Source organism: Streptacidiphilus jiangxiensis, from assembly GCF_900109465.1.
In the GTDB taxonomy this organism is placed as follows: Bacteria; Actinomycetota; Actinomycetes; order Streptomycetales; family Streptomycetaceae; genus Streptacidiphilus; species Streptacidiphilus jiangxiensis.
The window spans coordinates 562,196-576,694 of sequence record NZ_FOAZ01000002.1; the positions used below are offsets into that span (position 1 = coordinate 562,196).

11 protein-coding genes are annotated in these 14,499 nt (G+C 73.5%); 1 reads left to right on the plus strand and 10 read right to left on the minus strand.

All coding sequences use genetic code 11. From position 1 onward, the window contains the following. Positions 1 to 30: 30 nt before the first annotated feature. The 10 genes from BMY61_RS06050 to BMY61_RS06095 all read right to left on the minus strand — a co-directional run bounded on the left by BMY61_RS06050 (position 31) and on the right by BMY61_RS06095 (position 13,832). A complete protein-coding gene (locus BMY61_RS06050; protein WP_042443894.1) occupies positions 31 to 1,758 on the minus strand; it encodes an acyl-CoA dehydrogenase family protein in 1,728 nt (575 codons plus the stop codon). Further along, positions 1,755 to 3,536 (minus strand): acyl-CoA dehydrogenase family protein, encoded by a 1,782-nt coding sequence (locus tag BMY61_RS06055; protein WP_042443896.1) that lies wholly within the window; start codon positions 3,534 to 3,536, stop codon positions 1,755 to 1,757. Before BMY61_RS06055 ends, BMY61_RS06050 begins: the two co-directional genes overlap by 4 nt. 3 nt (positions 3,537 to 3,539) lie before the next feature. After that, positions 3,540 to 5,342, minus strand: a complete 1,803-nt coding sequence (locus BMY61_RS06060; RefSeq protein WP_042443898.1) for a fatty acyl-AMP ligase — start codon at positions 5,340 to 5,342, stop codon at positions 3,540 to 3,542. Positions 5,343 to 5,420: 78 nt separating this feature from the next. Continuing rightward, positions 5,421 to 5,702: a DUF6059 family protein gene (locus tag BMY61_RS06065; protein ID WP_042443900.1), complete on the minus strand. Its 282-nt coding sequence runs from the start codon at positions 5,700 to 5,702 to the stop codon at positions 5,421 to 5,423. Next, positions 5,699 to 6,946 (minus strand): cytochrome P450, encoded by a 1,248-nt coding sequence (locus tag BMY61_RS06070; RefSeq protein ID WP_042443903.1) that lies wholly within the window; start codon positions 6,944 to 6,946, stop codon positions 5,699 to 5,701. The genes BMY61_RS06065 and BMY61_RS06070 overlap by 4 nt, the downstream gene beginning before the upstream one ends. Next, positions 6,943 to 8,121 (minus strand): terpene synthase family protein, encoded by a 1,179-nt coding sequence (locus tag BMY61_RS06075; RefSeq protein ID WP_042443905.1) that lies wholly within the window; start codon positions 8,119 to 8,121, stop codon positions 6,943 to 6,945. The genes BMY61_RS06070 and BMY61_RS06075 overlap by 4 nt, the downstream gene beginning before the upstream one ends. Beyond that, the gene (locus BMY61_RS06080; protein WP_052438422.1) at positions 8,115 to 9,230 is read right to left on the minus strand and encodes a polyprenyl synthetase family protein; all 1,116 of its coding nucleotides are present in this window, start codon (positions 9,228 to 9,230) and stop codon (positions 8,115 to 8,117) included. The genes BMY61_RS06075 and BMY61_RS06080 overlap by 7 nt, the downstream gene beginning before the upstream one ends. Continuing rightward, positions 9,227 to 10,984, minus strand: coding sequence for a cytochrome P450 (locus BMY61_RS06085; RefSeq protein ID WP_075003767.1), 1,758 nt, complete (start codon positions 10,982 to 10,984; stop codon positions 9,227 to 9,229). The genes BMY61_RS06080 and BMY61_RS06085 overlap by 4 nt, the downstream gene beginning before the upstream one ends. A 149-nt stretch (positions 10,985 to 11,133) precedes the next feature. Continuing rightward, a complete protein-coding gene (locus BMY61_RS06090; protein ID WP_042443909.1) occupies positions 11,134 to 12,171 on the minus strand; it encodes a ketoacyl-ACP synthase III family protein in 1,038 nt (345 codons plus the stop codon). Between the two features lie 179 nt (positions 12,172 to 12,350). Next, on the minus strand, positions 12,351 to 13,832 hold the full coding sequence (locus BMY61_RS06095) for an MFS transporter (RefSeq protein ID WP_083555134.1): 1,482 nt from the start codon (positions 13,830 to 13,832) through the stop codon (positions 12,351 to 12,353). A gap of 185 nt (positions 13,833 to 14,017) precedes the next feature. On the opposite strand from BMY61_RS06095, the gene BMY61_RS06100 reads away from it, so the two are divergent. Further along, the gene (locus BMY61_RS06100) at positions 14,018 to 14,398 is read left to right on the plus strand and encodes a YrdB family protein (protein ID WP_052438425.1); all 381 of its coding nucleotides are present in this window, start codon (positions 14,018 to 14,020) and stop codon (positions 14,396 to 14,398) included. Positions 14,399 to 14,499: the final 101 nt, after the last annotated feature.

Here is a 14,499-nt window from a genome sequence, read left to right on the forward strand (position 1 = left end):
TCGTACGGGACGGGTGCGGGACGGGACTGCTCAGCCCGCGAGCGGGCAGTCGTAGAGGTCGAAGCTGCGGTGCTCCTCGAAGCGGCGCAGCAGCTCCTGGTGGACGCGCTCGGCGCAGGAGGCGGGCAGTGCGGCGGGCTGGTAGCCGAGCCGCCGGACCAGCCGGTCCAGCGCGGCGGCGGCCCAGGCCGGATCGGCCAGGAACGGGTCGCCGCCGTCGGCGCGGGCCTCGCGCCAGACGCCGAGGACGGCCGCGCCCGCCAGCACCACCGTGTAACGGTCCGCCAGCGCGAAGCTCGCCGGGGAGGCGAGGGCGGTGCGGTCCTCCAGCGACAGCGTCAGGCTCTGCTCCTGGATCTGCCGCAGCTCGTCCATCAGTCGCAGCGCCAGGGACTGGACGGCCACCTCCTCGGGCGAGCCGTCGGGCAGCTCGTCCACGGCCGCCACCAGGGAGGCGCTCAGGCTGTCCTTGCCGCTGGCCAGGGCGAGCCGCCGGAACGGGATCGCGGGCAGGTCCGTGCGCGGCTGGAACAGCTCCGCCGGGGCCGGCGCGTCCTGGAACCAGGCGCGACGGGCGAGCCGGGGCAGCTGCGGGATGATGGTGGCCTGGCAGGCCGCCGAGCCCGCGTGCCCGAGGCTGAGCACCGGCAGGTCCCGCACGTTCTTCTGGAATCCGCCGAACTCGCCGTCGCGCACGTAGAAGCGCGCGCCGAGCACGATCGACAGCTCGTACATGGTCTCCTGCAGCAGCTTCGGCACCAGGTACTTGACGGCCGAGGCGTAGACGGACGTCTCCTCCGGCAGCAGGTGCACCGCGCGGGTGCCCACCAGGGAGAGGCTGTCGCTGATCAGCAGGTCCAGGAAGGCGTTGCCGAGGGTGGCCCTGGCGTGCGGGATCTCCATGACCGACCGCCGGTACAGCCGTCGGCCCAGCGCGAAGGAGACGACGGTACGCAGCGCCGCGTCCGCCCCGCCGAGCGCCATGCCGGGCACCGCGCTGCGGGTGATCTGGAAGGAGCGCAGCGCCAGTTCGACGCCCTGGCCGAGCGAGCCGACCAGCGCCTCGGCGGCGACCGGGGCCTCGGTGAAGTCGAGGCCGGCCAACTGGCAGCCGCGCACCCCGACCGTGGTGTAGCGAGGCAGCACGGTGACCCGCTCGGGGTCGACCCCGGCCCGCTCCACCATCAGCACCGAGTGGCTGCGCGAGCCGGGGGCGTCGTCGGTGCGGCTGAACAGCAGCCAGGCGTCGGCCCGAGCCGCGTTGTTGATGACCTGCTTGGCGCCGTGCAGGACGAAGGAGCCGTCGGGCTGGACCCGGGCCTCGAACTCGTTGCGGACGAAGTCGTTGCCGTGGGCCAGCTCGTGGTAGGCCACCGACGCGCGGCCGCCGTCGAGCAGGATCTCGGCCAGCCGGGCCTGCTGCCGCTCGTCGCCCTCGGTCCAGACGTTGACCGCGGCCATGAACGAGGTGACGCCGTAGCCGAGGCCGAGCGCCACGTCACGGCGGAAGACCTGCCGCAGCACCCGGACCAGGGTGTCGATCCGTTCCAGCCGGCCGCCGAGCTCCACCGGCACGAACTCGGCGTTGAGGTTCAGCGCCTCCAGGGCCTTCTCGCCCGCGGCGAGCAGCTCGCCCGCCTCGTCGGCCTCCAGCAGCCGGGCCTGCCCGACCGGGTTGGCCGGGTCCGCCGGATCGCCCAGCGCGGCCTCGATCTCGGCGATCCGAGCGGCGGCGCGCACCTCCTGGGCGGTCGTCATGATGCCTCCTCCATGGTGTTGCCCGCGGCGTCCACCGCGTGGTTCGGGTGCAGCGACAGCGACAGCAGCGAGACCAGGCGGCCGTCGGCGTGCTGCGCGCGGACCACGTCCAGCACCTCGTCGAGGGCCTGCGGGTCGTCCGTGTCGGGCAGCCCGAGGGCGGTCAGCAGGCGTGCCAACGCCGCCCGCAGCCACAGGGCGCCGCGCCACAGCTCCGCCGTGGCGCCCGTCTCGGCCTCGGCGCGGGTGTGCGCCCACAGGCCCACGCAGGCCGCGGCGGCGAAGCAGAGGGAGAAGCGACGGGCGGCGTCGAAGGCGGCCGGCGGCACGTCGGTGACGGTGTTCTGGTGCTCGGCGAGCTCCTCGTGCACCTGGTCCACCGCCGTCAGCAGCCGCTCCGCGGCCTGCAGCGCCGGCTTGAACGCCGGGTCCTCGGCCGCCGCGCGGCGCAGCTGCTCGACGCTGCCCGGCAGCGCCGCGAACACGCCGCTGCCGTGGCGGGCGACCAGGGAGAGCCGCTCGGGCGCGAACGGCGGCAGCGGCTCGGCCAGCCGGAAGGCGCGCACGGCCCCGGTCACGTCGCCGGTGCCGCGCCGGTGCGCACGGGCCAGCGAACGGAACTGGCTGACCAGCGAGTTCAGGTTGACCAGGGTGTTGCCGTCGAAGAGGCCGACGATTCGGTGGTCCCGGTCGACCTTCTGGAACTGTCCCCCGGCGAAGACGCCCTTGAGGAAGGCGCGGGCGCCCAGCAGCCGGGTCAGCGAAGCGATGACCGCCTCGGTGCGGGTGGGCACCAGGTACTTGGTGACGGCGGCCGTGATCGACAGCTCCGCCGGGGCGGTGTGCACCGCGCGGGAGGCGACCAGAGTCAGTGCCTCGCCCGCCAGGACGTCGGCGGCGCACTCCGCCAGGGTGCGGCGGGCCTGCGGCAGTTCGACCAGGGCGCGACCGTAGAGCGTGCGCTCGGTCGCGAAGTCCAGGCCCAGGCGCAGCGCGTGGTCGGCGGCACCGAGCGACAGCGCCGCGCACATGGTGCGGGTCAGCTGCAGGGCCTTGAGCACCGTCTCCACGCCGCCGCCGACGGTGCCGACGACGGCGTCGCCGGGGACGGTGGCACCGGAGAAGGCGATGCCGGAGATGTCGGCACCGCGGATGCCGTGCGTGCGGATCTTCTCCAGGCAGCGGTAACTCTCCTGCGGCAGCGCGCGCTTGTCGACGAGCAGCACGGAGTAGGCGCGCGGTCCGCCGTCCGGATCGGTCCGGGTGAGCAGCGAGATGATGCTGCCCCGGGTGGCGTTGTTGATCAGCCACTTCTCGCCGGCGACGCTCCAGCCGCCGTCCGGCGTCGGCTCGGCGCAGACCTCGTTCGCCAGCAGGTCGCTGCCGTGGGCACGTTCGGTCAGGCCCAGGGAGACGGGCAGGCCGGCGCGGATCGCCTCGCCGAGCCGGCGTCCCTGCTCCTCCGTGCCGGACACCCAGACGCAGACGCCGCCGAGGTAGGTCTTGCCGTGCCCGATGGCGACGGTGAGGTCGCGCCGGGCCACGGTGCGCATCTGCTGCAGCACCTGTTCGTAGTTCTGCAGCCGGCCGCCGTACTCGGCCGGCACGTAGTACTCGTGCAGGCCGAGCTGCTCCAGCCGCTCGCAGATCGCGGCCGGGAACTCCTCACGCTCGTCGAGGGCGAGGCAGGCGTCGTGGCCGAAGACGGTCTCCGGCAGGTCCGGGTCGCCGAGCTGCCACTCCAGCTGCTCGGCCAGACGGTAGGGGGCGTGGTCCACGGCTCAGCCCACCGGGGCCGGCTGCGGCTGGGCGGCCGGAGCCTGCGTCGCGATCTGGTCGGCGACCAGCTGCTCCAGGTGCTGGTGCTCGGCGGTGACCGCGCCCTCCAACAGCAGCTTGCGCATCAGGGTGCGCTGGATCTTGCCGCTGGTGGTCTTGCGGACAGTGCCCGGACGGGCCAGCACGACGCTCGCGTTGACCTGGAACTCGCGGCTGATCAGCGAGCGGGCGGAGGCCAGCAGGGCCGGCAGGTCGGCCGCCGCCGGGGCGTTGGGCCGGATCTCCTGGACCAGGACCAGGTGCTCCTCGCCCGCGTCCACCGAGAAGGCCGCCCCGCCGCCGATGCCGAAGGCCGGGTCGAGGGACTGCACCTGGCGCTCGACGTCGTGGGGGTAGATGTTGCGGCCGTTGATCAGGATCATCTCCTTGAGGCGGCCGGTCACGTAGAGCTGCCCGGCCTCCAGCACGCCGAGGTCGCCGGTGCGCAGCCAGCCCGCGTCGACGGTCTCCTCGGCGCCCTCGCCCACGCGCAGCTTGGCGTTGAAGATCTCCTCGTTGACCTCGGGGCGCTTCCAGTAGCCCGAGGCGACGCTGTCGCCCTTGACCCAGATCTCGCCGACGTGGCCCTCGGGCTGCTCGCGGAAGGAGTCCGTGTCGACGATCTTCACGGTGAAGTCGGTCGGGTGGACGACGCCGGAGCTGACCAGGGTGCGGGCGCCCGTTTCGGCCACCTCCGCCAGCGCACCCTGCTCCAGGGCCTGGGCGTCGACGGTGCGGTAGATCGGGGCCTGGCCGTGGGGCGTGCCGGAGACCAGCAGCGTGGTCTCGGCCATGCCGTAGCAGGGGAAGAAGGCCTCGGCGCGGAAGCCGGCCGGGGCGAAGCGCTCGGTGAAGGCGCGCACGGTCTCGGCGCGGATCGGCTCGGCGCCGTTGGCGGCCTGCTCCCAGCTGCTCAGGTCGAGGGTGGCGAGCTGCTGGTCGGTGACCCGCTTGACGCAGAGGTCGTAGCCGAAGTTGGGGCCGCCGCCGGCCGTCACCTGGTACTCGGTGATCATCTGGAGCCAGCGCAGCGGGCGCTTGAGGAACGAGATCGGCGACATCAGGGCACTGGAGCCACCGAGGAAGAGCGGCTGCAGGATGTGACCGATCAGGCCCATGTCGTGGTAGAAGGGCAGCCAGCCGCCGAGCCGGGTGTCCTGGTGGCCGTGGATCTGGTGCTGGATCGCCAACTCGTTGGCCAGCAGGTTGCGGTGAGAGACCATGACGCCCTTGGGCGCGCTGGTCGAGCCGGAGGTGTACTGCAGGAAGGCCAGCGACTCGGGGGTGAGCCGCGGCTCGCTCCAGGCGGACGCGTCGCCCTCGCCGGGGAGGTCGGTGGCGAGCACCGGGATGTGGGTGATGCCCGCGTCGCGCAGCCAGCCGCTGATGGTGGGCTCGTTGACGCTGTCCGTCAGCACCGCGCGGACCTCGGCGTCCTGCAGGATGCCGGTCACCCGGGAGAAGTGGTTGCCCTGGTCGCCCGGCAGCGGGGCGGGCACGGCGACGGAGCCGGCGTAGAGGCAGGCGGTGAAGGCCTTGATGAAGTCGAGGCCGGAGGGGTACAGCAGCAGCACCTGGCCGCCGGAGGCGCCACGCTGCTGCAGCCACGAGGCGACGCGCTTGGCCTCCTGGTCCAGCGTCGCGTAGGTGAGCCGCTCGGCGTCGCTGCCGGAGGCGTTGTCGTGCAGGAAGATGAAGGCGTCCTTGCTCGGCAGATCGGCGGTGCGGTGCAGCACCAGCTCCGTGAAGGTCTCGAAACTCTTCAAGGTCGTTCCCTCGCCTCGATTGGCTGTCGACGGATTCGGGCCGGGGGGCACCGGTGGTCCGATGCTCACCGGCCGTGCTTAAGGCCTTCTTGCGGCGCCCACGTGCGTGAGTGTGTGGTCGAACTGCTCCCACAGCGCGGCCTCGCCGGTGCCCGGCGGCCGACCGGGCACCAGGCGCTCCGGATGCCCCGGGGAGGGCCGGCGCGGACGCTCGGCCGCCACCAGCGCGGCGTACTCCGGGGTGGTCACACTGAAGTAGGCGCCCAGGTGGACCAGGGCCAACAGGCCCTCCCTGCCCAGCGTCCGCAGCCACCAGCGCACCCGGAAGGAGGGGCGGAACCGCCCGCGGGCGCGGTTCACCAGCTGACCGGCAGGGATGCGACGCCGGTGATCAGTCGCCCGGAGGTGCGCGGCACCTGCTCGGCGGGCACGGCCAGCCGCAGCGTCGGGAAGCGCTCGAAGAGCGTCCACAGGGCGATCTGCAGCTCGGCCCGGGCCAGTCCGGAGCCGAGGCAGTAGTGGATGCCGTGGCCGAAGCTCAGGTGGGCGTTGAGCGGACGGTCCAGCTCCAGCCGTTCCGGCTGGGCGAAGCGGGCGCCGTCGCGGTTGCCGGAGCCCAGCGAGGGCAGCACCGCCTCCCCGGCCCGGATCAACGTCCCGCCCAGGTCCACGTCCTCGACGGCGATCCGCAGCAGCGTCTCGTCGCCGGGCAGGTGCAGGCGGAGCAGCTCCTCGACGGCGGCGGGCACGCCGTCGGGGTCGGCCCGGAACCGGTCCGCCTGCCCGGGCTCGGCGAGCAGGGCGAGGACGCTGTTGCCGATCTGGTTGACCGTCGTCTCGTGGCCGGCCACCAGCAGGCTCACGCCGAGGAAGAGCAACTCCTGCTCGCTCAGCCGCTCCTGGTCGCTGTCGCGGACGGAGACGAGCGCGGAGAGCAGGTCCTCCCCCGGGTTCCGGCGCTTCTCGGCGTACAGGGAGGCGAAGTAGTCGCGCAGCGCGGCGATGGCCCCGAGCATCTCCTCCGCGGTACTGCCCGTGGTGGCGACGAACGCGCCCGACCAGGCCGTGAACCGCTCCTGATCCGCCTGCGGCACGCCCAGCAGCTCGCAGATCACCCGCACCGGCAGTGGGAAGGCGAGGGCCTGGACGAGGTCGGTGGTCCGGCCGTCGGCCTCGCCTCGCGCCGCCATCTCGTCGAGCAGGGCATCGGTCAGCTGCTGGATCCGGGGCCGCAGCGCGGCCACCCGGCGCGCCGTGAACTCCCGCGAGACCAGCGCCCGCACGCGGGCGTGCTCGGCGCCGTCGAGATTGGGCAGGCTCGGGAAGCGCTGCGGCGCGGCCGCCAGCCGCGGGGCGCCCTCCGCGAGCGTCGCGGCGCGGCTGAAGCGCGGGTCGGCGAGCACCGCGCGCACCTCGTCGTAGGTGGTGACCAGGTGGGCACTGTCCCCGCTGGGCATCCGCACCCGGGCGACGGGCTGCGTCTCGCGCAACCGCGCGTAGTGCGGGCAGGGGGTGAGCGCGTCGGGGCGCGGGAACGGGTACGGGATCGGCTCCGCCCCGGTCCCGGCCTCGGCCTCGGGCTCGGTCATCTGCTCTGTCGTCATCGCGCGTTCGCCTCCCGGAAGGGCGTCGGTCGGCCCGGGCGGAACGCCGGGACGGGCAGTCGGGCGGCCTCCTCGAGGGCGGCCTCCGTCTCGGCGGTGGGGCCGAGGACGACGGTGCGGTCCCGGTGGAGGACGAAGCGGCCGTGGGTCAGGCCGGTCCAGACGTGGCCCGCGCCGAGATAGCGGCTGGACATGTACTGCCACAGCAGCACCCCGGAGACGAAGTGGCTCATCTCGTCGAGGAACGCCCGCACCGCCGGGTCGGCGCCCGCCTCGCCGACGAGGATCCCGTCGCGGCAGCGGATGAACTCGTCCTCGCGCCGCTGCGCCAGTCGGGCGGCGGTGCCGATCGCCGTCTGCAGGTCGCAGCCGGTGTCCGCGCGCACGGCCGCGACCACGTTCATCGGGTCGTCGTGCAGCAACACCTCCTTGCGGTAGGCGACCACGTCGTTGGCGAAGCAGGTCTGCTCCAGGGCGATGTCGACGAGCGTGCCCAGCTCCGGGTGGAGCGCGAACTGCTCGGTCAGGTCGATGCCGAGGCCGTACTCGCACATCAGGAACACCCAGTGCATCCCCGAGCAGGCGTAACGGATCTCGAGGTACTCCTCGTAGCCCAGGCGTTCACCGCGGGCGCGGGCCTCGTCCTCGCGGCGGAAGCCGTCGATGGTGAAGTCGACGCAGGCCAGGAAGCGCCGCCACTGGCCCGGCGTCATCCGCGACCGGAGCCGGTCCCCCACCTCGGCCAGCACCGTCCCGTAGGGCGGGAGCGAGCCGCGGTCGGCGCCGTGGGCGGCGGCGGCGAGCATGGCGTAGAGATCGGGGAAGCCGCCGACATGCCGACGCGGATCGCCCTCCGCGCACAGGTCGTCCAGGGCGAACCAGGTGAGCTCCCAGTCGCAGATGTCGGCGAGGCGCTCCGGTTCGGCGCGGGAGTAGGAGAGCGCGGTGTAGAGCGCGTACCGGTGGTCCAGGAACCGGTCCAGTGCGGCGTCGTCGGGGAACATCGGGCGCAGGTGCCGCCGGGCCCAGCGGTCCGTGCGCTGCTCCAGCCAGACCAGCGCCGGGTTGCAGCGGGAGCTCAACCGCCGCACCAGTGGCGGCACCTGGACCGAGAGCGGAGCGTCCGGCGCCACGGCGGAGGCGTCCGGGAGCGCGGGGCGGGCGGTGGTCACCATGGTCGGGTCTCCTCGGCGGGCGGGAGGATCGGACGGGTCAGCGCGGCCGCCAGCTCGGCCAGGGTTCCGTGGCCGGCCGGGTGCAGCGGCTCGCCCACCTCCGCGAGGGCCGCGACGGCAAGTCCGGCGTGGGCGGAGGCCAGCCGGGCGGTCCCGGCGAGGGCGTCCCCGGCGCGGACCCTGGCCGCCATCTCCTCCGGGCGGGCGAGCAGCGACGCGAGCTCGGGCCGCGCGCGCAGGGTGCGCAGCAGCGGCAGGGTGTAGACGCCCTGCCCGATGTCGTGTCCGACGGGCTTGCCCAGCTGGGCCGAGTCGGCGGTGAAGTCGAGGATGTCGTCGTTGAGTTGGAAGGCGATGCCGAGATGCCGTCCGTACCGGGCCAGTGCTGCGCACTGCGTGGTCGTCAGGCCCGCTGCCATGGCCCCCAGTTCGCAGGAGGCCTCGAAGAGCGAGGCGGTCTTGCCGTCGACGGCGCGCAGGTAGGACTCCTCGGAGCGGCTCGGGTCGAAGAGGGCGGCGCCCTCCTCGGCCTGGCCCTGGCAGAGCCGGGCGAAGGTGCGGGCGGCCAGCACGCCTTCCGCGGCGCCGAGCGAGCCGGCCGCGGCCAGCGCCTGGGCGATCAGGAAGTCACCGGTGAGCACCGCCCGGCCGACGCCCGCCTCGGCGTTGACGGTGGCGACACCGTGGCGCAGCCGGGAGCCGTCCATCACGTCGTCGTGCACCAGGCTGGCCAGGTGCAGCAGTTCGACGACGGCCGCGCTCTGCACGGTGCGGGCGCGCCGGTGCGGGGTGCCGAGGGGGCGACAGGCGTAGCCGACGGCCAGGACGAGCAGCGGACGCAGCCGCTTGCCGCCCAACAGCAACGGCAGCAGGCCGTCGGGGACGATCGCCGGGTCCTCCCCGGCGATCCGGCAGACGGCCTCGACGCAGTCGGCCAGGTCGGCGGTGAGCCGGCTCGGCCCCACCAGGGCGGCGACCGCCCGGTGCGGCGGCGCCGTCACGACGCGGGCCACGCGCTCGGTGATGCGTTCGCCGAGCCAGGGCGAGGCCTCGCTCCGGCCACGGACGGTGGCGGCGGCCCGCTGCGGCGCGACGGTGGTCGGGGTCATCGCGCCACCTCCACGCTGTCCGGCCCGGGGGCCGCCGTCCGCTGGAAGGGGCAGACGTCCTCGGACCCGGCGGCGGTGGTCCCGGTCCCGGCCAACACGGGCACGGGCGCGGCCTTGGCGGCGGCGACCGTCGCGGTGGCGGTGGTCCCGGCCGCGGCCGTCGCGGTCCCGGCCGTCCCAGTGGCAGCCATCGCGGCCCCAGCCCTCGCGGTTCGGGCCGTCCCGGCGGCGTCCATCGCGGGCCCCGCCGTCGCGGGCACCGCCGACGCGGGCGCAGCCTTCGCGGGCGCGGGCGCGGTTGCCGCCGTCGCAGGCGCAGCCGTCTCGCGGCGGGGGCGGGCCTGCACGGTCATCGGCAGCGGGCCGGGGCCGAGGCTGGCCGCGGGGGTGGTGCTGAGCGAGGCGCCCGGAGCCAGCCGCAGCGTCCAGCGGGAGGCGACCGTCGCCAGCGCGACGTTCACCTCGATCATGCTGAACCCGTTGCCGATGCACTGACGGTTGCCGGCGCCGAAGGGCAGGAACGCGGTGCGCTGCCGGCGGGTGGTCCGCTCGGGCAGCCAGCGGTCCGGGTCGAACCGGTCCGGCGCCTCGTAGGTGGCGGGGTCGAGGTGGAGCAGGTAGGGGCTGTAGAGCAGGATCGTGCCCGGCTCGATCCGGCGGCCGGCCAGCTCGGCGGGACGGGTGGTGGTGCGGGTGGCCAGCCAGACCGGCGGGCGCATCCGCAGCGCCTCGGTGGTGACGCGCGAGGCGTAGTCCAGGTGGCCGACCGCCTCGCGCAGCGCCTCCCGGCCGGGAGGCAGCGCGTCCAGCTCGGCGTGGAGCCGGGCCTCGACGTCGGGGGCCTCGGAGATCAGGTGGAAGGCGGAGGCCATGGCGTTGGCGGTGGTCTCGCTGCCGCCCAGGTACATGGTCATGACCTGGTCGTGGATCTCCTGGTCCGAGAGCGGCGCCCCGGTCTCCGGATCGCGGGTGTTGACCAGCAGGGAGAGCAGGTCGCCCTCGTCGCGGCCGCGCGCGTGGTAGTCCGCGATCGTGCGGTCGATGACCTCGTGCATGTGGGTCAGGGCCTGCTCGTAGGCCCGGTTGTGCGCGGTGGGCAGGCGCTCGGCCAGGCGGGTCGGGGTGACCATGCGCCGGTAGACGCCGTCCATGATCACCGGCAGGCACTCCTGCACACCGTCGATCGTGGCCTCGCTCGCGAGCTCGCCGAACATGGTGCGGGTGACGATCCGCAGCGTCAGCGCCTGCATCCGCTGCCGCACGTCGACGACCTCGCCGGAACGCCAACTCGCGGCCTCCGCCTCGAACTCCTCGATCATGATGTCCGTGTAGCCGGGCATCTGCGCGGCGTGGAAGGCGGGTTGGAGCATCCGACGCTGGCCGCGGTGGTCCGCGTAGCGGGAGGTGACCAGGCCGTTGCCGGTGAGTCGGCGGGCGGTGTCGAAGAGCGGACCGCCCTTGTCGAAGGTGCGCGGGTCCTGGAGCAGGTCGCGGACCACGTCCGGGTCGGCGGCCAGATAGGCCCGCTTGGGTCCGATCCTGATCTCCAGCAGGTCGCCCTGCCCGGCCAGGGAGCGCAGGAACGCCAGTGGGTCCCGCCAGAGGCGCCAGACGTGCCCGAGCACGGGAACCGCCCCCGGCGCGGGCCGGACGACGTAGGACCGCTCGGGCACGTGGGCGCCGCTGCGGCGGACCGGTTCCGGACCGGGGCGGTCCACGCGGGGCGGGGCCTGAACGGGGGTGGTCGCTGCCATCGGTTCTCCTGGGCCGGTCGTCGCGGAGCGGACCCCGTCGGACGGGGGGCCGACGGGGTCCGCAGCTGTGGGGGTGGGGACGCGCGGTGGGGACGCGCGGTGGGGACGCGGAGTCGAATGCGGGCGCGGAACGCGGGGAGGCGCGAACCTCACCAGGACGGGGCGGACTCGACCTCCAGCACCGCGACGGTCCAGGTGAAGCCGACGCCGACACCCATGGTCACGATCTTGTCGCCGGCCTTGAGCCGACCGGCCTCGGCCAGGTGGTTGAGGCCGAGCAGCTGGTCCGCGCCACCGCAGTGGCCGATGTTCTGGCCCCAGTCGTAGGTGGTGGTGGCCCGGTCGACGCCGAGGGTCATGTAGAACGAGTAGGTCGCGATGGACTCGGCGATGTTGGCGTGCACGAAGTGCTGCGCGTCGGCGAGCTTCATGTCCGCCTCGTCCAGGGCCTCCTGCAGCACCTGGCCGGCGTTGACGGTCATCTGGTTGATGGTCGCCTCGTACGCGTCCTCGTGCAGCAGCAGGTAGTCGCGCTTGCGCGAGCGCAGGTCCACGGGCTTGCCGTCGGCGAAGGGCGCCTCGGTCCAGCCGGTGACACCGCGGTAGATCGGCTCCAGCGTCGCGTCGGTGAGACTGGCGGTGGAGACCAGGCGGAGGAAGCCGCCACGCTTGGAGAGCACCAGGGCGCCCGCGCCGTCGCCGTAGACCTGCTGGTTGTCGGAGGCCCAGCGGTCGAAGTAGGGGGTCTTGAAGGCGTCGGCGACGGTGATCAGCGCCGCCGTCTCGGCGGGTCGGGCGGTCAGGTAGGAGGCGGCCAGCTCGACACCGGCCAGGCCGCCGTTGGAGCCGGGGTGGATCTCCACGGCGCTGCCGCGCCCGCCGACGGTCTCCTGCTGAACGTAGTGGGCGGGGGTCCAGAACTCCTGGCCCTGGTGGCCGATGCATGCGTGCACGACCAGGCCGAAGTCCTGCGCGTCGTGGCCCGAGCGGGCCACGGCGGTACGAGCGGCCGCGGCCGCCATGACCGGCGCGGCCTCCTCGTCGTTCGCGACGCGCACCGCGTGGATGCCGTTGCCGACCCGCTCGTCGGCGTCGTAGAGGCCGAGAGCGACGGCCTCGTCCGCGGTCTGCACCTGCTCCGGCAGGTAGGCGCCGAGGCCGGCGACGTAGATGTTCTCCCAGCGCATGCTGTCTCCCAGGTGTGCGTGTGCGCGAGTGCGGGGTCGGCCTCAGTGTGGGCGGGGCCGCTAAAGCGCCTCCTGCGCAGAGGGGCCCAGGTCAGGGCGGGTCAGGACGCAAGCGAAGGCCGCGGCGACCGGGTGGTGACCCGGCCGCCGCGGCCGTGGGGCGGTTCGCCTTGTGGGCGTCAGTCCTGGGAGACCGCCGCGGTGCTCTCACCCGTCGCCGTCAGGCCGCGGAAGCCGAAGACGCCGACCAGCGCGCCCAGCACGATCCAGACCAGCAGCGCGCCGAAGCCCCGGTGCAGGCCCTGCACGAAGGCCTCCTGCTGGCCCATGCCGTGCGCCATGAGATTGGCGGTGCGGGTCTGCAGCAGCGTCGCCGCCACCGTCAGGCCGAGCGCGCCGCCGATCTCGCTGGAGGAGTTGAGCAGCGCCGAGACGACGCCCGCGTCCTGCTCGGTGGCCTGCGAGGTGCCGACCATGGAGGCCGTGATCAGGCAGAGCACCAGACCGATGCCGAGCAGCGCGGTGACCGGCAGCAGCAGCGACCAGTAGCCGGCGTGCACCTTGGCGCCGAGCATCAGGGCCACCGTCGCGCCGAGCGCCACCGTGCCGGCCAGGTAGAGCGCCATCGGGCCGGTCCTGGCGACCAGCTTCGACGCCATCGGTGCGACCGTCATCATGGCCAGGCTGGTGGGGATGTAGGCGAGACCGGTCTGCAACGGGCTGTAGCCGAGGACGGTCTGCATGAACTGCGGCAGCAGGAAGAAGCAGGGCAGCATGACCCCGGCCGCCAGGATCTGGCCGAGGCCGGCCGTCACCAGGCCCCGGCCGCGGAAGAGCCGCAGCGGCACCAGCGGGGCGCTGCTGCGCTGTTCGATCAGCACGAAGGCGCTGAGCAGCACCGCCGCACCAGCGAAGGAGCCGAGGGTGACAGGGTTGCTCCAGCCACGGCTGCCGATCGCGGTGATGCCGTAGACCAGCAGCAGCAGACCCGCCGTCGAGGTCAGGCCACCCGCGATGTCGGCGGGCTGCCGCGCGCCGCCACGCGCCGTGCGTCCGGGGATCAACGTGACGGCGGCGACCGCCAGCACCACGCCGATCGGGATGTTGATGTAGAAGGCCCAGCGCCAGCCGATGTCGATGATGGCACCGCCCAGCAGGGTGCCGATGCTCGCCCCGACGCCGATGACGGTGCCCCAGATGCCGAACGCCTTGGCGCGCTCGGTCGGGTTCGGGAAGCTGGTCACCATGATCGAGAGCGCGGCGGGCGCGAGGCCCGCGGCGCCGAGGCCCTGCAGGGCACGGGCGATCAGCAGCTGGTCGGTGCCGTGCGCGGTACCGGCCAGCACCGAGCCGAAGACGAACAGCGCCATGCCGGCCAGCAGCACCCGGCGGCGGCCCATCACGTCGGCCAACCGGCCGCCCATCAGCATCAGGCCGCCGAAGAGCAGCACGTAGATGCTCATCACCCACTGCGTGTTGGCGATGGACAGCCCGATGCCGCGCTGCAACTGCGGGAGCATCACGTTCACCACGGTCGCATCGAGACCGACCATGAACTGTACGGACGCCACCACGACCAGGATCCACCAACGCCGGTTCTCGCCCTGGGCCGCAGCAGGCACCTGGGCGACGAGTGGCGCGGTCCTCTCGTCGATACTCACCTTCACTCCCTTCGCCCCGGCGCGGTGCCGACGGCTCGCGCAGGAAAGGTTCCGCGTCGCCCTTAAGGCGCGCTTGCGCCGCCCCGGGCGGGATCGCTTAAGCGGGGCGCAGGCGCGCGTGCGTAGCGTCGCGACCGAGTGTCGCCGTGTGGCGAACGCCGACTCCCACGCACCTGGAGGACCCCATGAAGGCCACCACCCTGTCGTTCCCGATGCACACCCAGCTGATCGCGTTCGGGCTGGAGTTGGCCGCGATCGCCAGCCTCGGTGCCTGGGCCTGGCACACCACCTCGGGCACGCTGCGCATCCCCGCCACCATCGGTCTGCCGCTGCTCGCGGCGGCCGCCTGGGGGACGTTCGCCACCGCGCGGGCCCAGGTGAGCGGCACCAGCGTGGTGGAGATCCCCGGTGTGCTCAGGCTCGGCCTGGAGCTGCTGATCCTCGGCGGCGCCGCGCTCGCGCTGTTCGACATGGGCTCGAGGACGCCGGCCCTGTTCTACTCCGCGGTGCTGGTGCTGCAGCTGCTGATGACCAAGGACCGCCTGTGGTGGCTGCTCAACCACTGACCCGGTCACTGCGAAGCCCGGCCTGCGGACAGGCCGGGCTTTAGCTTCGCCGCGGACCATCTCCTGGCCCGGAGGCTCCGGGAGAGCAACCACGGTGGAGG

What these genes read in the sequence shown, in the direction of transcription:
- BMY61_RS06050 (WP_042443894.1), bottom strand. Translation starts at nt 1,758, where the DNA reads ATGACGACCGCCCAGGAGGTGCGCGCCGCCGCTCGGATCGCCGAGATC.
- BMY61_RS06070 (WP_042443903.1), bottom strand. Translation starts at nt 6,946, where the DNA reads ATGACGACAGAGCAGATGACCGAGCCCGAGGCCGAGGCCGGGACCGGG.
- BMY61_RS06075 (WP_042443905.1), bottom strand. Translation starts at nt 8,121, where the DNA reads ATGGTGACCACCGCCCGCCCCGCGCTCCCGGACGCCTCCGCCGTGGCG.
- BMY61_RS06080 (WP_052438422.1), bottom strand. Translation starts at nt 9,230, where the DNA reads ATGACCCCGACCACCGTCGCGCCGCAGCGGGCCGCCGCCACCGTCCGT.
- BMY61_RS06085 (WP_075003767.1), bottom strand. Translation starts at nt 10,984, where the DNA reads ATGGCAGCGACCACCCCCGTTCAGGCCCCGCCCCGCGTGGACCGCCCC.
- BMY61_RS06090 (WP_042443909.1), bottom strand. Translation starts at nt 12,171, where the DNA reads ATGCGCTGGGAGAACATCTACGTCGCCGGCCTCGGCGCCTACCTGCCG.
- BMY61_RS06100 (WP_052438425.1), top strand. Translation starts at nt 14,018, where the DNA reads ATGAAGGCCACCACCCTGTCGTTCCCGATGCACACCCAGCTGATCGCG.